This window comes from Salinicola halophyticus (genome assembly GCF_003206695.1).
GTDB classification, from domain to species: domain Bacteria; phylum Pseudomonadota; class Gammaproteobacteria; order Pseudomonadales; family Halomonadaceae; genus Salinicola; species Salinicola halophyticus.
In genome coordinates this window covers 91,448-114,542 of record NZ_PZJN01000009.1, presented here as the reverse complement: position 1 = coordinate 114,542, position 23,095 = coordinate 91,448, and the positions used below count along the sequence as shown (strand labels likewise).

The window sequence follows — 23,095 nt, the reverse complement described above, 5'->3', positions numbered from 1 at the left end:
ATTTGCGACGCTTTCGATTGTAGCAACGATCAGCCGCTACCAGACTGCATTCATCGATCCGGCGAGATACCGGATCTTCCTGACTCGACTCCCTGACTCGAAAGGAGGTCATCGATCATGCGTAAAGGGACTGCACTCGTCGTCGGCGCCACCGGCATCACCGGCGGCAATCTGGCGTCTTACCTGGTGGCCAGCGGCTGGACCGTCTACGGCCTTTCTCGTCGCGCCACCGAGCAGAGCGGCGTGATTCCCGTCGCCGCCGATCTGCTGGACCAGCCCGCCACCGAACAGGCGCTGGCCGGCCTGCCGATCACTCACGTCTTCTACTGCACCTGGATTCGCCGCGACAACGAGAAGGCCAACGTCGAGGCCAACAGCCAGATGATGCGCAATCTGTTCGACGCGCTCGACAGCGACAAGCTCGATCACGCTTCACTGGTCACCGGCACCAAGCAATATCTGGGCTCGTTCGAGGCTTATGGCAGCGGGCGCATCGAGACGCCGTTCCGCGAATCCGAGCCGCGCGTGCCGGGCGACAACTTCTACTACGCGCTGGAAGACGTGCTGTTCGAAGCCGCCGAGCGTCACGGTTTCGCCTGGAACGTGCACCGCCCGCACACCGTGATCGGCTACGCCCGCGGCAACGCCATGAACATGGGCACGACGATCGCCGTCTACGCCTCGATCTGCCAGGCGACCGGCCAGCCGTTCGTGTTCCCGGGTTCGCAGACGCAGTGGAATGCGCTCACCGACATGACCGATGCGCTGGTGCTGGCGCGGCAGATGGAATGGGCGGCGACATCACCGGGGGCGGCCAACCAGGCGTTCAACACCGTCAATGGAGATGTCTTCCGCTGGCGCCGGATGTGGCGCGAGATCGGTGAGTACTTTGGTTTAGAGGCTCAGGGTCTCGAAGTTCAGGGGCCCGAAGCCTCGGACGACCCGGAGTCGATGCAGCCGTTGGAAACGCAGATGGCCGGTGCCGAATCGACCTGGCGCGAGATTGCCGAAAAGCACGATCTGGTCGAGCCGGATGTCAGCAAGCTGGCCTCCTGGTGGCACACCGATGCGGATCTCGGTCGCGATCAGGAGTGCGTCAACGACACCACCAAGTCCCGCGACTTCGGCTTCGATCACTTCCGCGAGACGCGAGCGGCGTTCTTCGACCTGTTTGATCGCCTGCGCGCCGAGAAGATCATCCCCTGATCCGGTCTCGGTGATCGTTTTTTGATCGACAGCTAGACGTTATCGACGACAGGTTCGTGTCGATGACAGCAAGCAAACCGGCGCCTTCTCGGCGCCGGTTTTCGTCGTCATGGGTGTTGAAAACGCCCGGGTCGCGTTCAGACCAGAAAGCTGAACTTCTCGCGCAGCTGCTCCCAATGCGCTCTTGAGCTGGCGGCCAGCACCGTGCCCTGGTGAATCGTCGGCTGATAGGGCGTGCCGTCGAGCAGCGCCGAATAGCCGCCGGCTTCGGCGTGGATCATCAGCCCCGCGGCGTGATCCCACGGCATCAGCTTGCCGGTGAGCATGAAGTCGACGAAGCCGAACGCCATGGTGCGATATTCATGGCAGGCGCAGCCGAAGGCCATCATGCGCTGGAAGTCGGGGAAGGTTGCCGCCAGCTGATACTGCTGCGGCTTGGCGAACAGCCGGATCGAGGTCGAGCCGACCATCTCGTCGAACTTGTCGGTGTCCGACACCTGCAGCTGGCGCTGGGTGCCGTCGGGGCGGCCGAACCAGGCGCCTTCGCCGTGGCGGGCGACGATCCAGTCATCCGCCAGCGGATCGTAGAGCAGGCCGAAGATGGTCTCGCCGAAGCTGGTCGCTGCCAGAATCACCCCGAACTGATTGAGCCCGCGAGCGAAGTTCCAGGTGCCGTCGACCGGGTCGATGATCAGCGCCAGCTCGGCACCGGCGATGTCGTCGAGATTGGCGCTGCCATCGGCGACCGCTTCCTCGCCGATCACCGTCGCCTCCGGCATTAACTCGTGGATCGCCGCCGTCATCATCCGTTCCGCGCCCTGGTCGGCGTCTGTCACCAGATCGTCCGGCGCGCTCTTCGAGCGGATCGCGTCTTCGGAGAGATTGCGAAAGCGCGGCAGGATCTCGGTCTTGGCGGCATCGCGCACGATCTCGATCAGGCGCTGCTGTTGCTCGAGGCTGATGGCTCTGGCTGGCATGCGAGTCTCCTGGGTCGTTGGGTCTGCTTCCTGGGCTTTGTATGAAAACTGGCTGCGCTCGGCCATACAGCGTTAAAAATTAGCTCAAAGTACTCATTTACACCCCGTAAACTCCGTCTCATCGCTGATTTTTGCCTTGTCTGGCCATCGCTCGCCGACTTTTCGTACAAACCCTAGGGTAACCGATTCCGGCGGCCCGGTTCGTCGGCTTGAGTATTAGTCTGCGCCGTCAGTCCACGCCGTCAGTCCACACCATAGGTCGACGCCACCTGTCGGTCACGCCCGGCACCCAGCGCCATGACCAGCGCAGCCAAGGCGATCGCACTCACCAGAAACCCCACCACGTTCCAGCCGCCGCTCCAGTCGTGCAGCACGCCGACCAGCAGCGGCCCCATCGCCGCCAGGGTATAGCCGATGCCCTGGGCCATCGCCGAAAGGCTGGCCGCGGTGGTGGCGTCCGGCGCGCGCAGGGCCAGCAACGTCAATGCCATGCTGAAGGTGCCGCCCTGGCCCAGCCCCAGCACCACGATCCACAGCCATATGCTGCCGATCGGCGCATAGAGACAGCCCAGCAGCCCGATCAGGGTGAGCGTCATCACCCCGATCAGCACCGCCCGCTGGTCGCGCATACGGCTGCCGACCCAAGGGGCCAGAATCGCCGTGATCACCTGCAGCAGAATCGATACCGACAGCGCCAACCCCGCGGTGACCGCCTCCAGCCCGCGATCCTGCAGGATCGTCGGCAGCCAGCCGAACACGATGTACGCCAGCGACGACTGCAACCCCATGAACAGCGACACCTGCCACGCCAGCGGGTCGTGACGCAGGCGCGCACCGCGACGGACGGGCACGCGAACGGGCTTGGTGCCCTTGAGCTGTGGCAGCCACAACAGCGCGGCGATCACCGCCGGCAGCAGCCAGAACGCCAGCGCACCCTGCCAGGAGCCGTGCGAGATACCTTGTGCAGCACCTTGTGAAGCGCCTTGCGCAGCGTCCTGCCAGCCACCACCGAGCAGCTGACGCAGCGGCTCGGTGGTACCCGCGGCAGCGGAAGCGCCGAGATTGAGCGCCACGGTGTAGAGGCCGGTCATGATGCTGACGCGGCGGGGGAAGTCGCGCTTGACGATGCCCGGCAGCAACACCCCGATGATGCCGATGCAGCTCCCGGCGATAGCCGTTCCCAGAAACAGCCCCGCCGTGCCGATATAGGGCCGCGCCAGTAGCGCCACCGCCAGCACCACCAGCGCGGCGAACACACTGCGCTCCGGCCCGATGCGACGCACCAGCCGCGGCGCCAGCGGTGCCGCCAGGCCCAGGAACAGCACCGGCAGGGTGGTCAGGATGCCCTGCCAGCTGGGGGAGAGCGCCAGCGCCTCGGCGATGCTGCCGAGCACCGGCGACACGCTGGTCAGCGCCGGACGAAGGTTGAGCGCCACCAGTAGCAGCGCCACGAGAGTCAGAACGCCCCGGCGGGGCATCGCGGAAGTCGACAAGAGAGCCATCCTTGGAGATCGAAAGATATTGCTTCACGGCGGCAAGCCGAGGACGCAAGGGTAGCCGATCACGGCCAGGACCGGGATGGTTCTACACCAATGGTCGCGAGAGGGTAGTGATGTCGACTTCAGGAGCGGGGAGTTCAAGGACGCCTCGGCAAGGAGAGCTTTTCCCCTCCATGGACCGAGTTTCCCCGTTTTCACGGTAGGGGATAGATCGTGACATGCCGTTCCAGATCGGCCGTCTGCTGTTGGTATTGGCGCGGCGTCATGCCCTTCTGCTCGCGGAAGTGGCGATTGAAATTGGAGAGATTGTTGTAGCCGACCTGGAAGCAGATATCGGCAACGGAGTATTCACCCTCCAGCAGCAGCCGGCAGGCGTGTCCTATGCGAATACGCCTGAGGAAAGCCACGAAGGTATCGCCGGTGGCGTGCTTGAAGAAGCGCGAAAACGTGGAGGGAGTCATGCCGTACCGCTCGGCCAGCCTCGACATGCGCAGCTCTTCGTGGAAATGGTCGTGGATATAGCGCAGTACGGCATCGACCTGCTCGGAAGAGGTACTCCTGGCATCCAGGCCGTACCCGCGGCCGGCCAGGGTGTGGTACCCGCACTGCGAGAGGCTGCGGAGGATGGTCAGCATGGTCAACAGCCTGCCGGCGTTGTCCTGCTCGCCCATGGTGACCAGCAACTCGCCGCAGCGTGCCGCTTCCTCCCCTTCGAACTCCACACCCAGAGCCGAGTCCTCGATCAGCGTCGACAGGCAGTTGAGCTCCGGGCAGAGCTCCATCATGTGCTCCAGCCATTCGCCCTTGAACTGCAGCACGACATCGCGCCCCTCGATGACCGGTCGTGCCTCGTCGGGGTCGCTGAACCAGGCGTGCGGAATGTTCGGCCCCACCAGTACCAGGTTGCCGGGTCCGAAGCGGCCAATGTAATCGCCCACGAACGCATGCCCCTCCGAGTAACGGATGAGATGCAACTCGTACTCTGGGTGATAATTCCAGCGGGCGATGGGCGCGGGAAAATCATGGCAGTGCCAGTAGAAGCTGAACTTCGGATCCTGGGTGACGCTTTCGAAGACAGGCGCACCAAGACGAGTATCGTTGAGCTGCGCAGCGATCATGAGTTATCGGAGCCTCTTTCTATCAGCGCTATCAGGCCTGGATGAGGTCTACGCTCTGCCTGAAAAATGCCTGCACTGGTCCTCCTTTCCAGAGCCACTATATATCCTGAAACAGAGCGGAACAGTGGACTTTTATACCTTGGTATCAAGGTAGACTTTGGTCCTGCCAAGCCTATTGGATTGGTAGGACATTTTTTCGACGACCCCTAGATAGCGATATAAAACAATCGGTTGCCAGTTGGCCCGACAAGGTCTGCAAAAAAGTACCATTGTCTCGAAAATTACAGCCTAGCCGCTTTTCCGGCGCGAGGCGTAGGTTCATTGCCACGCCGATAGCGAGGGTGTGGTCGCGTATCGACCGACTCTCGACCCATGTCAATATCTCCCGGGAAACGCGCCATGAAAGCCAGAGCCCTGGTGCTGGAAAAGCAACGCGAGCTGTCGCTACGCGAGATCGACCTGCCGGACCGACTCGGGCCCGACGATGTTCGCGTCCGCATACACACCGTCGGGATATGCGGCAGCGACGTCCACTACTACACCCATGGCCGGATCGGCCCCTTCGTGATCCGCGAGCCGATGGTGCTCGGCCATGAAGCGTCCGGCGTGGTCACCGAAGTCGGCAGCCATGTCAGCCACCTGCGGGTAGGCGAGCGGGTGTGCATGGAACCCGGCATTCCCGATCTCACCTCGCGTGCCGCCAGGCTGGGCGTCTACAACGTCGACCCCAGCGTACGCTTCTGGGCCACGCCGCCGGTGCACGGCTGCCTGACCCCGGAAGTCATCCACCCGGCAGCCTTCACCTTCGCGCTGCCCGATTCGGTCTCCTTCGCCGAGGGGGCGATGATCGAGCCGTTCGCCATCGGCATGCAGGCGGTGGTCAAGGCGCGCATGCAGCCGGGCGACGTCTGCGTCGTCACCGGCGCCGGGCCGATCGGCCTGATGGTCGCCCTGGCCGCGCTGGCGGGGGGCGCCAGCGAGGTGCTGGTCTCCGACCTGGTCGAGGAGAAGCTGGCGATCGCCGGACGCTACGCCGGCATCACCCCCGTCAACGTCTCGCAGGAGTCGCTGCGCGAAGCCGTCGACCGGCGCTGCGGCGAGGACTGGGGCGCCGACGTGGTGTTCGAGGCCAGCGGCAGCCCCAGGGTCTACGACGACGTGCTGGCCTGCGCCCGGCCCGCCGGCGCGGTCGTGCTGGTCGGCATGCCCGTCGAGCCGGTCACCTTCGACATCGTCTCGGCCCAGGCCAAGGAGCTGCGCATCGAGACGGTGTTCCGCTACGCCAACGTCTACGACCGGGCGATCGACCTGATCGCCTCGGGCAAGGTCGATCTCAAGCCGCTGATCAGCGAGACCTTCGATTTCGAGCAGAGCATCGCCGCGTTCGAACGCGCCGCGAGCGCGCGACCCGATGACGTCAAGCTGCAGATCACGCTTGACGCCTGACCTCGACAGCCCAGAAAGCACACTGGACCTGAACCCACCAAGAGGTGAACAACAATGACCCAGTTCAAGCGTCGCGACATACTGAAAGGAATGGGGGGACTCGCTGGCCTGTCGTTGATGGGGGCGGGATCGCTGCGTACGGCCCTGGCCCAGGGCATGGCCAGCGACGAGGCCTGGAGGCAGGCCAGCGGCACCACCATTCAGTTCATCTCCGAGAACACCCCGCCGACCACGGCGATCGCCGCCAACCTGGCGTCGTTCCAGGAGCTCACCGGCATCACCGTCAACATCACCGAGATGCAGCTGGGCGCCCTGGTGCAGAAGGTCGCGCTGGACTTCGGCGCTGGCCGCAGCGCCTTCGACGTGATCTATGCCGACCCCTACCAGGTGCTCGCGCCCTATCACCGCGGCCTGGTGGATCTCAACACCTTCATCAACGACGACCAGCAGCCGGTCGTGCCCAAGGGCATCGAGGATTTCATCCCCTCGCAGCTGGCCGCCGCCGGCCGCTTCGAGAACGAGGAAAGCCTCTATACCCTGCCCTACGACTGCCCGACGATGATCTGGATCTACCGCCGCGACCTGTTCGAGAAATACCACGACCAGATGCAGCAGGATCTCGGCTTCGATCCCATGCCGTCGGACAGCACGACCTGGGAGCAGTACTACCAGATCGCCGCGTGGTTCAGTAACGGCAACGCCAGCGAGGTCAAGTACGGCACCGGTCACCAGGCCCAGCAGTACGACTCTTTGATGTGCGACTTCTCCAACGTGCTGTTCGCCTACGGCGGCAGCTACTTTTCCAACGGCGAGCAGGTCGGCCTGCTCGGCACCGACTCCCCCGGCGCCTGCCAGTTGACCAGCGACGCCTCGCTGGAAGCGGCGCGCTTCTATCAGAAGCTGCTCAAGGTCGCCCACCCCGGCAGCACCAGCTGGGACTGGACCGGTGTCGCCAACGCCTTCCAGAACGGCGAGTTCGCGATGATGCCGGAGTGGCACGAATTCGCCGGCTCGCTGGAAGGTTCGGACCTGAAGGGCAAGGTCGGCTACGCCCCGCTGCCCAAGGGCCCGGCGCGCAGCGCCAACCTGTGGGGCGGCACGGGCATCGGCATCAATGCCAACGCCTCGCCCGAGAAGCAGAAAGCGGCCTGGCTGTTCCTGGTCTGGGCAACCTCGCCGCAGACCCAACTGATGGGCCTGAAGAGCCAGGTCGGCGGCGGTACCCCGACCCGCCAGTCGGTCTACGACATGCCGGAGGTCAAGGCCGCCAGCACCCCGCCCACCGACATGCCCAACATGCTCACGGCGGACACCATGCTGACCGCCTGGCAGGAGGGTTACATCGGCCTGCGGCCCAAGATCCCCCAGTGGAACGAGGTCGACACGGTGATCTTCACCGAACTCTCCAAGATGCTGGCGGGGCAGATGTCCCCCGAGGAGACCATGCAGAGCGCCAAGCAGCGCATCGACCGCATCGTGGGGGCGTGAGGCATGGCGCTGCTGACCGGAAAACCCTCGGCGCGACGACAGGGGTTCGAGCTGGCGATGATGTCGCCAGCCCTTCTCCTGCTCGCCCTGATCACGCTGGTCCCGTTCTTCTCGATCATCTGGATGAGTTTCAACGACGTCAGCCTGATGGGCGGGCTGACCTTCGAGTTCTCGGGTCTCGATAACTGGCAGCGGGTGTTCACCGACCCGGACATCCGCTCCAGCTGGCTGATCAGCCTGTTCTACTTCCTGGCCACGGTGGGCCTGGAGATGATCCTCGGCACGGTGATGGCGCTGCTGGTCTACAGCCTGACGCGGGGCAGCAACATCATCATTTCGCTGCTGTTGATCCCGATGTTCATCGCCCCGGTGATCGTCGGGCTGCTCGGGCGCTTCATGCTCGACCCCAGCCACGGCCTGTATGCCTGGCTGCTCAATGAAACCGGCCTGTTCGACGGCAATATCCTCGGCAGCGTCGGCCCCGCCATGGTCGCGGTCATCCTCATGGACGTCTGGGAGTGGACCCCGCTGGTGGCGCTGATCGTGCTCGCCGGGCTCGCTTCGGTCCCCGAGGATATCCTGGAAGCGGCCGAGATGGACGGCGCCAAGTATGGCCAGAAATTGCTCTACATCATCCTGCCGTCGATCTCCAATATCCTGCTGGTGGCACTGCTGATCCGCGCCATGGATGCGATCCGTTTCTTCGCGATCATCTTCATCACCACCAACGGGGGGCCGGCGGACTCCACCAAGATCATCCCCATCCGGCTCTACGACATCGCCTTCCGCTTCTTCGACCTGGGCTATGCCGCCGCCGTGGGCATCACCATGCTGGCGTTCTCGATCCTGGTCGCCAATGCGTTCATGAAGCTGCTCAAACGCCAGGAGAAGCGCTCATGACTGCTCCCAAGCGCTGGGTCTCACTCACCGTCAAGATCGTCCTGCTGACGCTACTGCTGCTGTGGACGCTGGTGCCGATCGTGTGGATGGTGCTCTCCTCGTTCAAGCCGAACAGTGTCATCACGGCCAACACGCCACGGGTCTTCTTCACGCCCACCCTGGAGCACTACGCCTCGCTGTTCAGCGGCGGTAACAGCCTCTGGCCCTACCTGATGAACAGCTTGTTGATCGCCGGGGTCTCGACGCTGATCGCCGTGGTGCTCGGCTGCATGGCAGGCTTTGGGCTGTCGCGGATCCGGATCAAGGGCAAGCAGCACCTGGCGTTCTGGATCATCAGCACTCGCATGGCGCCGATCGCGGCGGTGATCGTGCCGCTGTACCTGCTGTTCCGCTATCTCTACCTTCTGGATACCCACGTCGGCCTGATCGTCGCCTACCTGAGCTTCAACCTGCCCTTCGCCATCTGGCTGATGACCGCCTTCTTCGACGACCTGCCGCCCGACCTGGAAGAGGCGGCGATGATCGACGGTGCCACCAAGTTCCAGGCGTTCCGCTACGTGGTGCTGCCGCTGATGACCCCCGGGCTGGTGACCACCGCCATCCTGTGCTTCATCTTCGCCTGGAACGATTACGCCTTCGCCCAGACCTTCTCCGGGCCCAGCACCCAGACCATCCCCATCGCCGCGGCACAGCTGTTGACCCAGACCGGTATCGACTGGGGCAAGCTGCTGGCGATCGGCACCATCGTGGTCTGCCCGATGGCGATCGCCGGGCTGCTGGTCAAGCGCTGGCTGGTCCAGGGGCTGACCATGGGCGCCGTGAAATGACGCACCGGCAGGCGATTCCACACTGCAGCAGAGGGAGGAGACCAGCATGAACGTGATGTCGCAGTTCGACCTGATCGGCAAGGTCGCCGTGGTCACCGGTGGCAACGGCGGGCTCGGCGAGGCGTTCGCCCACGCCCTGGCCGAGGCTGGCGCGACGGTCGCCATCGCCGCCCGCGGCCACGCCCGCAGCCTCGAGGTGGTCAAGGCCCTGGAGGATGCCGGGCACCGCGCCATGGCGGTGGAGGGCGACATTACCCAACCCGAGGCGGCGGACGCCCTGCTCGACGAGGTCGAGGCCGGCCTCGGCCCGGTCGATATCTTCCTCAACAACGCCGGCGCCTGCCAGCATGCGCCGGCACTGGAGGTCACCCCCGAACGCTGGCGCGAGATCTTCGACATCAACGTTCACGGGCTGTGGTACTGCGCCCAGGCCGCCGGCCGGCGGATGCAGTCGCGCGGCGGCGTGATCATCAACATCGGCTCGATCTCGGCGATGATCGTCAACCGCCCGCAGATGCAGCCCGCCTACAACGCCTCCAAGGCCGCCGTGCACCAGTTGACCAAGTCGCTGGCCGCCGAATGGGCGCCCTACGGCATCCGCGTCAACGCGCTGGCCCCCGGCTACGTCAAGACCGCGATGGCGCCGGTCGACGATCCCCGCTTCAAGCCGCGCTGGATCGACGACGCGCCCATGCAGCGCGCCGCGACTCCTGAAGAACTCGGCCCCACCATCGTCTACATGGCCAGCAACGCCTCGAGCTTCATGACCGGCTCCATCGTCGTGGTGGATGGCGGCTACACCCTCTGGTAGCGGCGATTCGCATGATTGTCCGCGAAGCGCTGGTCTCCAGACGCGGCGTGCTGGAGCTGGTGCTGGAGGAGAACCTGCTGGATGCCACTGCGCTCGCCGATATCCTGCGCCCGGAGAACATGATCGCGCCTAGGCTTGCGCCGCTGAGCGTCTAGCCTCGAGGTCTCCGGTCGCGGTCGCTAGCGTAAAAAGAGGCAGTGACGCTGGGTCACTGCCTCTTCGTTTACCCGGTCTGGTAAGGCAAGCCGCCAGCGCAGCCCGAATGGCGAGCCGGCGATGGCCATCAGGTCGTCGATGCGGCAGTGGGCTCCCCAGCCAGTCGCGGCAATGAAAGGAGGTTAAAATTAAAGGCGCCTCTATTTCAAATTATGGATAAAAATGAAATAGTGGCATCGCCAATTTTAACTTCCGCGAGGAGCGCCCATGCATCGTGGGCTGACCGGCCAATACACCCCCAGCATCGCCGGTGGTATCAGTTGCCAGGCGTTCATCCCGGCGCCACTGCCCCCCGAGCCCGCGCTGTCACTGGATGACAAGCTGCAGCGTCGGCTGTCCGCCGCCCATATCGCCCTGGGGCGGCTCGATGGCATCTCGATGCTGCTGCCCGACGCGCAGCTGTTTCTCTACAGCTATGTACGTAAGGAAGCGGTGATGTCCTCGCAGATCGAGGGCACGCAGTCGTCGCTCAGCGATCTCATGATCTATGAGATGGACGGCATTCCCGGTGTCCCGATGGATGACGTGCAGGAGGTCTCCTGCTACGTGCGGGCGCTCAACCTGGGCGTTCAGCGCATTCGCGAAGGGCAGCCGATCACGATCCGGCTCGTGCGTGAGCTACACGACGCCCTGATGACCCACGGGCGCGGCACGCATCGCCGCCCGGGTGAATTTCGCCAGAACCAGGTCTGGATCGGCGGGCACCGTGCCGACGAAGCCGCTTTCGTGCCGCCCCCGGCCAACCGTCTCGCCGACTGCTGGAGTGCCTTCGAGCGCTTTCTCAACGACGAGCCGACAGCGACCGAGCCGGTAATCAAGGCCGCCCTGGCACACGTGCAGTTCGAAACCATTCACCCGTTCATGGATGGCAATGGCCGGCTCGGGCGCTTGTTGATTCCGCTGATTCTGGTGCAGGCAGGCATTCTGACGGAGCCGCTGCTCTACCTTTCTGTGTTCTTCAAACGCCACCGGCAGGTCTATTACGAGCACCTCCAGAACGTGCGCCTGACCGGCGATTGGGAAAGCTGGTTGCTCTTTTTCGTCGATGCCATCGCCGATACCGCCAACCATGCCGTTGCCACGGCGCAGGCGCTCAATGCGCTACTGGCCCGGGACAAGGCGCGCCTGGCGGAGCTCGGCCGCCTATCCGGCTCGGCGACACAAGTGTTGGAGGCACTGTTCCACCACCCGATTGCCAATATCGCCACGCTGCGGCAAGAGACGGGCCTGACCCAAGCGACGATTGGGAAAACTCTGGAAGCGCTGGGGACCCAGCTTGGCATCGTGCAGGAACTGACTGGGCAGAAGCGAAATCGGGTGTTTGCTTACAGTGCCTATATTGATCGATTAAATCTTGGCTAGAGACAATCCTCTCGACCACAACATTCTTGAACATTGCGCTAACGCTGTCCTGGCACCTGGCTATGTCGACACGCATGGCAAGGCAGCGGTAACTATTAAATAGCGAGAACAGCATGCAACAAAACCATCATCAAAACCTTGTCGGCTTCATCTGGAACATCGCTAACAAGCTGCGAGGCCCGTATCGGCCACCCCAGTACCGGCGGGTAATGCTACCAATGATCGTCTTGCGTCGGTTTGACCTGGTATTGGCGGAAAACCAGAAAAAGGTGCTGGCTGAGAAGGAACGCCTGGAAGCCCGCGGCATAACCGGCCCTGCACTGGAAAAGGCGCTTTCACGCATTGCCACCAGTGGCCGCAAACAGGAACTGTTCAATACCAGCGGCTTCACCTTCGATAAGCTGCTGGCTGATCCGCCGAACATTGCGGGCAACATGATTGCCTACATCCAGGGTTTCTCACCCCGCGCTCGGGACATCTTTGACAAGTTCGATTTCGAGGCTGAGATCGCCAAACTGGACGAGGCCAACCGCCTTTTCCTGGTTCTCAAAGAGTTCTGTAGCAACGAGATTGACCTCTCGCCCAAGACCCTCAGCAACCTACAGATGGGCTATCTGTTTGAAGAGCTGGTCAGAAAGTTTAATGAACAGGCCAATGAAGAGGCTGGGGACCACTTTACTCCCCGCGAAGTCATCCGGTTGATGGTGCAGTTGTTGTTTACCGATGAAGAAGGCATCTTCGCCCCAGGCATTTACCGGAGTATCTACGACCCCACCGCCGGTACCGGTGGCATGCTCTCGGAAGCTGAAAAGTACATTTGCGGTGACGGTACCCATGAAGGATTGAACCCCGATGCCCACATCGAGCTGTTCGGCCAGGAGTACAATCCGGAATCCTACGCCATTTGTTGCTCAGACCTCCTGATCAAAGACGAACCCATCGACAACCTCATCTATGGGGACACGCTGGGCGTGAAAGACGCCAAGAACAAAAACAACGGCTTCGTAGCTCACGATGGCCACCAGGAGAAGAAATTCCACTACATGTTTTCCAACCCACCTTTTGGTGTCGAGTGGAAGCCGGAAGAAGATTTCGTGCGTGAAGAATACTCCGCACAAGGGTTTTCAGGCCGTTTTGGTGCTGGGTTACCAAGTATTGATGATGGCTCGCTTCTATTCCTTCAACATATGATTTCTAAGATGCATAAGCCGCCGGTAATAGTAGACGGAATAAATGCTGGTGGAGATGGTTCTAAAATAGCAGTTGTTTTTAATGGCTCCCCTTTGTTCAGCGGAGACGCAAGCTCTCCTACATCTAAAGCTAGAGAGTCAAATATAAGACGTTGGATCATCGAAAATGATCTGCTAGATGCGATTATTGCTCTGCCAGACCAGATGTTCTACAACACCGGCATCTATACCTACGTCTGGATTGTGAGTAACCGCAAGCCGAAACACCGCCAAGGCAAAGTGCAGCTAATCGACGGCACCCGCCATTACAAAAAGATGGACAAAAGTCTTGGTAAGAAGCGACATGAGCTGGCCGAGGATCATATTCGCGAGTTAGTGCGCCTCTACGCCGAACATCAGCATGATGCGACCTCTGTCGTGCCGGTACATACCAAAGGATCATCAAGATCGACCGAGACCGAAACCCGTATCGTCAGCAAGATCTTTGATAACCGTGAATTTGGCTATCTGAAAATTACGATAGAACGCCCGTTAAGGCTGAATTTTCAGACCAGCCCGCACAGAGTTGCTCGCCTAGAGGAGCAGCGGGCCTTTGCTAACCTGGCCACCAGTAAAAAGCGTAAGGATCAAGCGGCGTACCAAGCTGAAATTGCCATAGGCAAACAGACTCAGGCCGCTATCAAGAACCTGCTGGAAGAGCTGGATGGCAACATCCTTTACCGGAATCGAGATGAATTCGAAGCCGTGTTGAATAAGGCTTTGAAAAAGGCTGCCCTCAAGGTGGGTGCTCCGGTTAAGAAAGCGATACTGACCGCGCTGTCAGAACGAGACCCACAGGCCGACATTTGTCGTGACAAAAGGGGCAATCCAGAGCCAGACCCGGAACTGCGCGATACCGAAAATGTGGTTTTACCTGCCGATATCAGCTTGCCTTTGCCACTGAAATACGACAACGAAACCGGTCATGACCAGCTGTTAGCCTTGGTAAAAGATCATTGCGAGGCGTACCTGGCAGCTGAAGTATTACCCCATGTACCTGACGCCTGGATTGACCATAGCAAAACCAAAGTTGGTTACGAGATACCGCTGAATCGTCATTTTTATGTCTATGAGCCACCACGTCCGCTGGAAGAGATCGCTGATGAGATTAGTCAGCTGGAGCGGGAAGTAGTTGCTATGTTGGCGGAGGTGGTTTGATGCAGCTTTCAGTATATTCAGATCTTTGCGATTCCAATGTACCTTGGTTACAAAAGATTCCATCGCACTGGAATAAAAAAAGACTGAAATTTGTGGTGAAGCTGATTAATCAAAAACAACCAGTCGGGGAATCTGGCCTTTCCTATATCGGGTTAGAGCATATTGAGTCCTGGACTGGGAAAAAAGTTGATGGCGAAATCTCTCAAAGTGAGGGATTAGCTTCGGCGTATGCGAGCGGAGACATACTGTTTGGAAAGTTAAGACCTTATCTTGCAAAGGTTCATTTGGCAGATACCCCTGGATTAGTATCCAGCGAGGCCTTGGTTATCAGGCCTTCCAGATTTATAAGCTCCTCATATCTGAAATATTACCTACTCTCCAGAGATTTTATAAACACCGTAGATTCATCAACCTATGGCAGTAAAATGCCAAGAGCGAGTTGGGATTATATAGGCAACTTGCCCCTACTAATTCCTTCTAGTCAAGAACAGCAAGCAATAGTTAACTTCCTTGATCACAAAACTGCTCAGATTGATGCACTGATTGCCAAAAAGCAGTCTCTTTTGGACAAGCTTGCTGAGCAACGTACGGCTTTAATCAGTCAGGCGGTCACCAAAGGACTAGACCCGTCGGTACCGATGAATGATTCGGGTGTTGATTGGTTGGGAGAGATTCCAGGCCATTGGCAGAGAGTTCTGCTTGTTCGTCTTATAATGCGTTTTGAGCAGGGTTGGAGTCCTTCTTGTGAAGCTCGTGAAGCATCTAAGGACGAATGGGGAGTTTTGAAATCGGGTTGTGTCAACCATGGGATATTTGACGAACGACAGCATAAGACTCTACCAGCATCACTGACACCTATTGAGTCTCTGGAAGTAAAGCCTGGCAACATTTTGATGTGTCGAGCCAGCGGCTCAAAGCATCTCATCGGCTCAGTCGCAAGAGTAAGATCTTGCAGGCCTAATCTCATTTTTTCTGATAAAACGTACCGGATTTCGCTCAATGAAAACTTAATTGATCCGGATTTTTTTGTTTTTGCAATGAAATCAAAGTATATCCGGGAACAAATTGAGTTATCGGTAAGCGGTGCTGATGGTTTAGCAAATAACATTCCCCAAGCGTCCGTTAAATCCTACCAGTTCGTGCTTCCAGAAATTGACGAGCAAAGAGCTATCGTTAAGGTACTGACGGAAAAAAGCGATAGGATTTCACTTCAAGAAGAAAAAACAAAGGCAGTCATTGAAAGGTTGCAGGAATACCGCTCTGCCCTGATCACCAACGCAGTCACCGGCAAAATTGACGTGCGGGACTTCTGCATACCCACAACCACTGAGCAAAGGGAGGTTGCCCATGGCTGATACGCCGTCCACCAATACTCACCACGAGAGCTTTGAAGGCATCCGCAGAGAGGATGAGCATGGCAACGAGTTCTGGTCAGCCAGGGAGCTGGCACCTCTGCTGGAATACCCGCAGTGGCGGAATTTTGTCCCGGTTATTGATAAGGCCAAACATGCCTGTGAAAGATCCGGGAACGTCGTTGCAGACCATTTTGCGGACGTGCGCAAAATGGTTGGTATTGGCTCTGGAGCGCAACGTGAGGTCCCGGATGTACATCTTTCGCGGTATGCCTGTTACCTGATCGTCCAGAACGGCGACCCTACGAAGCCGGTCATCGCCAACGGCCAGACCTACTTTGCTATCCAGACACGCCGACAGGAGCTGGAGGACAGCGAGCAGTTCACATCCCTCTCCGAGGATGAGAAGCGCCTGGCAATCCGTAAGGAGCTTATTGCCCACAACAAGTACCTGGCGGCGGCTGCCCAGGATGCTGGCGTGGAGACCCCATTGGATTACGCCATTTTTCAGGATCATGGCTACAAAGGGCTATACGGGGGGCTGGGCGCCAAGGACTTACATGCCAGAAAAGGGCTCAAGAAGAGCCACAAGATTCTGGACTACATGGGGAGCACAGAGCTCGCTGCCAATCTGTTCCGTGCTACACAGGCAGAAGAGAAGCTTCGACGGGACAACATTCAGGGTAAGCAGAACGCCAACAAAACCCATTTCGAGGTAGGCCAGAAGGTTCGGCAAACCATTGGCGAACTGGGCGGCACTATGCCAGAAAACCTGCCCACGCCGGATAAAAGCGTCAAACAAGTAGAAAACGCGCAGAAGAAGCTGGGAAAGCAGCAGAACGACGATTCTGACCAAGAGTAGTCGCTGAAACCCAGCCACGTTTTAAAAAGGAACATAGGTTATGCACAAAGAAATCGACTTTGAGAACGCCATAGAGCAGGCGCTGATCACCCTGAGTGGCTATCAAAAGGGAGATCCCACCAGTTTCGATGCTGAAATAGCCTTGTTCCCGGCGGATGTCGTGAGCTTTGTGCAGAAGACACAACCCAAGATCTGGGAGCGGTTGAACAATCTGGATGCGAGCAAGGCCGAGAGCATGCTCCTTGATGCCCTAACCAAGGAATTGGCCGCAAAAGGCGCCCTGACCGTGCTGTGCGAGGGTTTCAAGTGCGTCGGCAAGTCGGTGAAGCTGGCTTATTTTGCTCCCAATACCAGTATTGATACAGGCGCGGCTGCACGCTACGCCGCGAACAGGCTTACCGTGGTTCGTCAGGTACATACCAAGACGGGCGCAATTCCTGACATGGTGCTGGCTGTGAACGGCCTCCCAGTTGCCACATTGGAGCTGAAGAATGCCATGTCGGCGACTGGATGGACGGTAGAAAATGCCAAGTCCCAGTACCGCTTCGAACGGAACCCCAAAGACCCGCTGTTTGCCTTCAAGAATCGCTGCCTGGTGCATTTTGCAGTAGATACCGAGCAAGCGTTTATGACGACCCATCTGGAGGGTAAGGATACCTTTTTCCTGCCTTTCAACCGGGGTTTTAATCACGGCGCTGGCAACCCGCCCATGGAAGGTGATGTTCGTACCGCCTACCTCTGGGAAGAGGTGCTGGAGCGGGACAGCCTGATGGATATCCTCGCCCGTTTTCTGCACCTTCAGGTTGAGGATAAAACGGTCGTGACCGAAAAGGGAATCAAGCGCCACCGCAAGGAAACGCTGATTTTCCCCCGGTATCACCAACTGGATGCCGTAAGGTCTCTGACCCAGCACGCAAAAGCCAAGGGCTCCGGCCACAACTATCTGGTACAGCACTCTGCGGGTTCCGGTAAATCCAACTCTATTGCCTGGTTGGCTCATCGTTTGTCCAGTCTGCACGATGCTGACAACGAGAAGGTATTCCATTCCGTGGTGGTGATTACTGACCGCCGGGTACTCGACCAACAGTTGCAGAACACCATCTTCCAGTTCGAGCACAAGTTGGGCGTTGTACAGAAGATCGACGAGAACACTCAGCAACTGGCCAAGGCGCTGGCTGACGGTGTGCCGATCATCATTTCCACTATCCAGAAATTCCCCTTCATCAGTCAGGCCATCCGCACGTTGGAGCAAAAAGGCAAGGGCATCTCAATTTCGACGGAAGGCAAACGCTTCGCGGTGATTGTGGATGAGGCCCACAGCTCGCAGAGTGGCGAAACGGCTATGGAGCTGCGGAAGATCCTGAACAAGGATGGCATCGAGTCAGCCATCGCTGAGCAGTTGCTGGACATGGAGGACGAGAGCCTTAGCGAAGAGGCTAAAAAGGAGCTCATTCGTGAGCAGCTCAAACGTGCCAAACAGCCCAACCTGAGCTTTTTCGCGTTCACCGCTACCCCCAAGTTCAAGACCATGGCCGTGTTCAACGAGCCGGGACGAAACGGCGAAGCTCCGTTCCATCACTACAGTATGCGGCAGGCCATTGAAGAGGGGTTTATCCATGACGTGCTGGCCCACTACACCTGCTACAAGCGTTATTACAAGCTGATCCAGAAGGTGGAGGATGACCCTGAAGTACCGCGCCGTAAGGCAGCGCGTGCATTGGCTCGTTTTGTTTCCTTCCACGACTATGAGATAGCGCAGAAGGTTGAGGTGATCGTTGAGCACTTTCGCACCCATACCCGCCACAAGATCGGTGGCCGGGCAAAGGCCATGGTTGTGACCAGCTCTCGTGAACATGCGGTGCGTTATAAGCTGGGCTTCGACAAGTACATCAAATCTAAAGGCTATACGGATGTGAAGTCCCTCGTAGCCTTCTCGGGAGAGATCGCTCTCAAGGAATATGCTGACAAGACATTTACCGAAGTCGGTATGAACGAGGGCATCAAGGAGTCTGAGCTACCGGATAAATTCAACACCGAGGAATATCAGGTGTTACTGGTCGCTGAAAAATACCAAACCGGCTTTGACCAGCCACTGCTTCATAGCATGTATGTGGATAAGAAGCTGTCAGGCATTCAGGCGGTTCAAACGCTGTCACGGCTTAACCGAACGGCCAGGGGCAAGACAGATACCTTTGTCCTGGACTTCGTGAATGAGCCGGATGAAATCTACAAAGCGTTCAAACCCTATTATGAGGTGACCACCAAGGAAGAGGATACCGACCCTCAGCAGCTCAACAACCTGGCCCACACACTGTCCACCTGGCAGATTTTCACCGAGGGTGAGGTGAGCGCCTGGTGCGAGATCTGGTTCCGCAACCGACTGAACCCAACAGGCGGCGAGCACAAGAAGCTGAACAGTCTGATTGACTTGGCTGTCGAAAGATTCAAGAAATTGAGCGAGGAAGACCAAGCCCTGTTCAAGGGGCAGTTGGTCAGCTTTCTTAACCTGTACGGCTTCGTTGCCCAGATTATTCCTTATCAAGACTCGGACCACGAGAAGCTGTACACCTATTCTCGCTTCCTGCTCACCAAACTGCCTTATACCGCCGATACACGCACAGTGCAGGTCGATGATGAGGTAGAGCTGAAGTACTACCGGCTTCAGAAAATCAGTGAAGGAGCCATCGACCTGAAAGTAGGCGAGCCGGAAGCCTTGTATGGCCCAACAGAGGTCGGCACCGGCCAGGCAGAGGAAGAGGTTCAGTTATCGACGCTGGTCGACAAGCTCAATGAGCGATTTGGTACTGAATTTACCCCGGCGGATCAGCTGTTCTTCGACCAAGTGAAGGAAACCGCCGTTGCCAACGAGCAGCTTCGCCAGGCCGTCATGGCCAACAGCCTGGAGAACTTCGAACCGGTATTTAACAAGCAGCTTGAGAACTTGTTTGTAGAGCGCATGGATGGCAACGAAGACATCTTCATACGCCTGATGAACGACGAGTCCTTCCGCAATATCGCTTCTCAGTACCTGATGCGGGCTGTGTATAACCAGGTCAAAACCAGCGTTGAAACGCAGTAACAGAACAAAAAAGGGATAACGTCCGTTATGAAAGCTACAGAAGCCAAGTTGCTAGACTTCCTCAAGAAGTCGCCACAATTTGTCATTCCGATCTACCAGAGAACGTACTCCTGGTCTGAACAGCAATGTCGCCAACTGTGGGACGACATTATGCGAGCCGGTACCAACGATGGTATATCAGCACATTTCATTGGCTCGGTGGTCTACATCGAGAAGGGGCTTTATCAGGTGTCCAGTCAATCACCATTGCTGGTCATTGATGGGCAACAGCGACTGACTACCACCATGCTGATTCTTGAGGCGGTATCTCGACACCTTGGGGACACAGAACCTCTGGAGGGGTTTTCGGCTAAGAAGCTGCGCAATTACTACCTGCTTAACCCGTTGGAAGACGGTGAGCGAGCGTACAAACTGCTATTGACCCAGACGGACAAAGAGAGCCTTCTTGCGTTGGTCACGCAGAAGCCGTTACCTGGTGACGGTTCTCTTCGAATCCAGGAAAACTTCGAGTTCTTCAACAGCCAAATTGAGCGGCTTAACGGGGAGCTGGAAACCCTCTGCCGAGGCATTTCAAAGCTCATCATCGTTGATATTGCGCTGAGCCGAGACCAGGATAATCCTCAACTCATTTTTGAGAGCATGAATTCCACAGGTAAAGCTCTGAGCCAGGCTGACCTGATCCGGAACTATGTGCTGATGGGACTTGAGCCGGAGCATCAAACTCGGCTCTATCGCGACCACTGGCGTCCGATGGAGGTGGAATTCGGGCAAGAAGGCTATGGCGTTTACTTTGACAGCTTCATGCGCCACTACCTCACGGTTAAAACCGGGGAAATTCCACGGTTAGATGAGGTATACGAAGCTTTCAAGCAGCATTCACGTCGTGCCGAAGTGGCGAGTGCTGGTGTCGATTTATTGGTTGCTGAAATACATGCTTTCGCCCGATATTTTTGTGCGATGGCATTGGGAAAAGAAACTGATAAACAGCTAGGAATGGCATTTAAGGATCTGCGGGAACTCAAAGTCGACGTAGCATATCCGTTCCTGCTGGAGCTTTACCATGATTACCAACAGGACAATTTGTCCCGAGATGACTTCCATAGCGCTATTCGGCTGATCGAGGCTTATGTGTTCCGTCGTGCCGTTTGTGCCATCCCCACAAACTCGCTGAACAAGACCTTTGCGACCTTTCACAAATCATTGCAGAAGAACCGTTACCTGGAGAGCGTCAAGGCTCACCTGCTCGGTTTGAAGTCATACCGGCGTTTCCCGAATGACGAAGAGTTCAAAAGGGAACTGGCAGTACGCGATCTATACAATTTCCGCAGCCGGAGCTACTGGTTACGCCGATTGGAGAATTTCGAGCGCAAGGAACGAGTTCCGGTCGACGAATACACGATCGAACACATCATGCCGCAGAATGAGAATCTGTCTGCTAGATGGAAGGATGAGCTAGGTCCGGAATGGAAGCGTGTGCATGAAACCTGGCTGCATACGCTAGGTAATCTGACTCTTACGGGCTACAACTCAGAGTACAGCGACCGAGCTTTCATCGAGAAGCGCGATATGCAAGGCGGATTCAAACAAAGCCCCCTACGGCTCAACGAGGGCTTGGGAGCTGTAGAAGCATGGAATGAGGACTCAATTAAGAATCGGGCCGCCAAGCTGGCCCAGGAAGCGGTGCGGGTTTGGGCGGCACCGGTATTGCCGGATGAGATCCTCGATACTTACCGCAACGTGGCCGTCAAACCAGAAGCCTACAACCTTGAGGATCACCCTCAACTGGCAGACGAGAGCCCAATGCGCGCTTTATTTGAGCAGCTCCGAAAGGAAGTCCTGGCGCTCGACCCGAGCGTCACTGAAGAAATCCTCAAGCTCTATATAGCGTTCAAAGCCGAGACGAACTTTGTCGATGTGGTCCCGCAAAAGACCCGTTTGCGACTGTCTCTGAATATGCCGTTTCACGAATTGAGCGATCCGAAAGGGATGGCTCGTGACGTGACCAACCTCGGACGTTGGGGAAATGGCGATGTGGAAGTAGGGTTAAGTGAGGAATCTGAGCTGGCCTATGTAATGGGGCTCATTCGACAGGCGTTCGAAAAGCAGATGGGTAGTGCAAGCGAATAGTTATGAAGGGTGCTTTTATTCTTAAGTTAAGCAGCGACGTCCGTGCCTAGCTTTAACGTTAATTGATTGATGGCCGGCCATCTAACTAATGCCTGATTATGAAATCAATTTTAGCTGGTGAGGTCGCTTTATACGGCATCTTATAATCTGCTTGTGAGTATCTGGTAGCAGGTCCGTCTCAAACTCCGAAAATATCAGGTACGTCATCCTGACCCATACGATCAAAGTCTTCGGGAACTTGAACTGGCCTTTCATAAAGCCAATTTTCTTCTGCTGCCCGGCGTCCGGGCTATCGATGACCGTGACCTTGGCAATCGGCTTGCCGGCCTTGGCGATAACGAACTTTTCCCTCGTCACCAAGAGTTGAGACAGCCGAGCCTTGGCTTCATAAATGTCCCCGACAAGTTCGTCCAGTTAAGCCCGTGAGATTCGCGTCTGATCACTCACTCCAAATTCTGAATCTGTTCCCGCATCTGCTCGATCAGCACCTTCAATTCCACCGCGCAGCGAGTGGTGTCGGCGACGATGGCCTTGGAGGAAAGCGTGTTGGCTTCGCGGTTGAGTTCCTGCATCAGGAAGTCGAGGCGCCGGCCGATCGGGCCCTTTTGCTTCAACTGACGCTCCACTTCGGTGACGTGGGTTTCGAGCCGGTCGAGCTCTTCGGCGACGTCGGCCTTGTGCGCCATCATCACCATTTCCGCTTCCAGACGCTGCGGGTCGAGTTCGGTCTTGGCGGTTTCGAGACGTTCCAGTAGCTGCGCGCGCTGGCGCTCGAGAATCAATGGCAGGTGCTCGCGCACCAGGTTGACCTGTTGGCGAATTCCGCTCAGGCGCTCGCGAATCAGTTCCGCCAGGCGCTCGCCTTCGCGGGCGCGGCCGGTTTCCAGATCCTTCAGCGCGGCGTCGAACAGTTCGAGGCCGGCGGCTTTGACCTGATTGATGTCCAGCCGCTGGGTGGCCATCACGCCGGGGTGGGCGAGCAGCTCCAGGGCGTTGGGCATCGGCGCTTCCGGCAGCTGGGCGCGAACCTGGGCCAGAGCTTGGCAAAGTGCGGTGAGCTGATCGGCGTTGATGCCGGGCGCGGCGTTGCCCTCGACAGGGTCGAAGCGCAGCGAGCACTCCACCTTGCCGCGAGCGAGACGCTGGCGCATCGCTTCGCGGAAGTGCGGTTCGAGATCGCGCAGGGTATCGGGAAGTCGGAAGTGCGGCTCCAGGTAGCGCTGATTCACCGAGCGCAGTTCGAGCTGCAGGCTGCCCCAGTCGGCATCACGGGTCTGGCGCGAGAACGCGGTCATGCTATGGGGCATGGGGAATTCCTTGAATCGTCGAGCTGATCGATCGAGTGTAACCCATCCGTGAAGACGTTGGCCGCCGCTTGCCCACGGTGAATGTGCGGCTGACCCGTGTAGAATGGCCGGCCTGCTGTGAAGCGTCGAAG

17 protein-coding genes are annotated in these 23,095 nt (G+C 58.2%); 13 read left to right on the top strand and 4 right to left on the bottom strand.

The window, feature by feature from the left end; genetic code table 11:
* Positions 1 to 117: 117 nt before the first annotated feature.
* Positions 118 to 1,206, top strand: coding sequence for an SDR family oxidoreductase (locus tag DOM58_RS14480; RefSeq protein ID WP_110693439.1), 1,089 nt, complete (start codon positions 118 to 120; stop codon positions 1,204 to 1,206).
* 137 nt (positions 1,207 to 1,343) lie between these two features.
* On the opposite strand, the gene DOM58_RS14475 is transcribed toward DOM58_RS14480, so the two are convergent.
* The 3 genes from DOM58_RS14475 to DOM58_RS14465 all read right to left on the bottom strand — a co-directional run bounded on the left by DOM58_RS14475 (position 1,344) and on the right by DOM58_RS14465 (position 4,800).
* A complete protein-coding gene (locus tag DOM58_RS14475; RefSeq protein WP_110693438.1) occupies positions 1,344 to 2,183 on the bottom strand; it encodes an inositol monophosphatase family protein in 840 nt (279 codons plus the stop codon).
* 242 nt (positions 2,184 to 2,425) lie between these two features.
* Positions 2,426 to 3,685: a CynX/NimT family MFS transporter gene (locus DOM58_RS14470; RefSeq protein WP_110693437.1), complete on the bottom strand. Its 1,260-nt coding sequence runs from the start codon at positions 3,683 to 3,685 to the stop codon at positions 2,426 to 2,428.
* Positions 3,686 to 3,876: 191 nt separating this feature from the next.
* Positions 3,877 to 4,800 (bottom strand): helix-turn-helix domain-containing protein, encoded by a 924-nt coding sequence (locus DOM58_RS14465; protein ID WP_110693436.1) that lies wholly within the window; start codon positions 4,798 to 4,800, stop codon positions 3,877 to 3,879.
* Positions 4,801 to 5,199: 399 nt separating this feature from the next.
* On the opposite strand from DOM58_RS14465, the gene DOM58_RS14460 reads away from it, so the two are divergent.
* The 12 genes from DOM58_RS14460 to DOM58_RS14405 all read left to right on the top strand — a co-directional run bounded on the left by DOM58_RS14460 (position 5,200) and on the right by DOM58_RS14405 (position 21,657).
* Entirely contained in the window at positions 5,200 to 6,246 is a 1,047-nt protein-coding gene (locus DOM58_RS14460) for an NAD(P)-dependent alcohol dehydrogenase (RefSeq protein ID WP_110693435.1), read from the top strand.
* Positions 6,247 to 6,300: 54 nt separating this feature from the next.
* Positions 6,301 to 7,734, top strand: a complete 1,434-nt coding sequence (locus tag DOM58_RS14455; protein WP_110693434.1) for an ABC transporter substrate-binding protein — start codon at positions 6,301 to 6,303, stop codon at positions 7,732 to 7,734.
* 3 nt (positions 7,735 to 7,737) lie between these two features.
* A complete protein-coding gene (locus DOM58_RS14450) occupies positions 7,738 to 8,634 on the top strand; it encodes a carbohydrate ABC transporter permease (RefSeq protein WP_245392285.1) in 897 nt (298 codons plus the stop codon).
* Complete coding sequence (locus DOM58_RS14445; RefSeq protein ID WP_110693433.1) at positions 8,631 to 9,461, top strand: carbohydrate ABC transporter permease; 831 nt, start codon at positions 8,631 to 8,633, stop codon at positions 9,459 to 9,461. The genes DOM58_RS14450 and DOM58_RS14445 overlap by 4 nt, the downstream gene beginning before the upstream one ends.
* A gap of 46 nt (positions 9,462 to 9,507) precedes the next feature.
* Entirely contained in the window at positions 9,508 to 10,272 is a 765-nt protein-coding gene (locus tag DOM58_RS14440) for an SDR family oxidoreductase (protein WP_110693432.1), read from the top strand.
* A gap of 11 nt (positions 10,273 to 10,283) precedes the next feature.
* Positions 10,284 to 10,427, top strand: a complete 144-nt coding sequence (locus DOM58_RS14435; RefSeq protein ID WP_157957557.1) for a hypothetical protein — start codon at positions 10,284 to 10,286, stop codon at positions 10,425 to 10,427.
* A gap of 268 nt (positions 10,428 to 10,695) precedes the next feature.
* Positions 10,696 to 11,850 carry a Fic family protein gene (locus DOM58_RS14430; protein WP_110693431.1) on the top strand — a complete coding sequence of 385 codons (1,155 nt, stop codon included), beginning with the start codon at positions 10,696 to 10,698 and terminating at the stop codon, positions 11,848 to 11,850.
* A 113-nt stretch (positions 11,851 to 11,963) separates the two neighbouring features.
* A complete protein-coding gene (locus DOM58_RS14425) occupies positions 11,964 to 14,237 on the top strand; it encodes a type I restriction-modification system subunit M (protein WP_110693430.1) in 2,274 nt (757 codons plus the stop codon).
* Complete coding sequence (locus DOM58_RS14420; RefSeq protein ID WP_110693429.1) at positions 14,237 to 15,592, top strand: restriction endonuclease subunit S; 1,356 nt, start codon at positions 14,237 to 14,239, stop codon at positions 15,590 to 15,592. Before DOM58_RS14425 ends, DOM58_RS14420 begins: the two co-directional genes overlap by 1 nt.
* Positions 15,585 to 16,451 carry a DNA damage-inducible protein D gene (gene dinD / locus DOM58_RS14415; RefSeq protein ID WP_110693428.1) on the top strand — a complete coding sequence of 289 codons (867 nt, stop codon included), beginning with the start codon at positions 15,585 to 15,587 and terminating at the stop codon, positions 16,449 to 16,451. The genes DOM58_RS14420 and dinD overlap by 8 nt, the downstream gene beginning before the upstream one ends.
* Positions 16,452 to 16,491: 40 nt before the next feature.
* Complete coding sequence (locus DOM58_RS14410; protein WP_110693427.1) at positions 16,492 to 19,530, top strand: type I restriction endonuclease subunit R; 3,039 nt, start codon at positions 16,492 to 16,494, stop codon at positions 19,528 to 19,530.
* Between the two features lie 27 nt (positions 19,531 to 19,557).
* A complete protein-coding gene (locus DOM58_RS14405; RefSeq protein WP_110693426.1) occupies positions 19,558 to 21,657 on the top strand; it encodes a GmrSD restriction endonuclease domain-containing protein in 2,100 nt (699 codons plus the stop codon).
* 443 nt (positions 21,658 to 22,100) lie between these two features.
* Here DOM58_RS14405 and DOM58_RS14395 read toward each other — a convergent pair whose 3' ends face one another.
* Complete coding sequence (locus tag DOM58_RS14395; RefSeq protein ID WP_110693425.1) at positions 22,101 to 22,964, bottom strand: YicC/YloC family endoribonuclease; 864 nt, start codon at positions 22,962 to 22,964, stop codon at positions 22,101 to 22,103.
* Between the last annotated feature and the right edge of the window lie 131 nt (positions 22,965 to 23,095).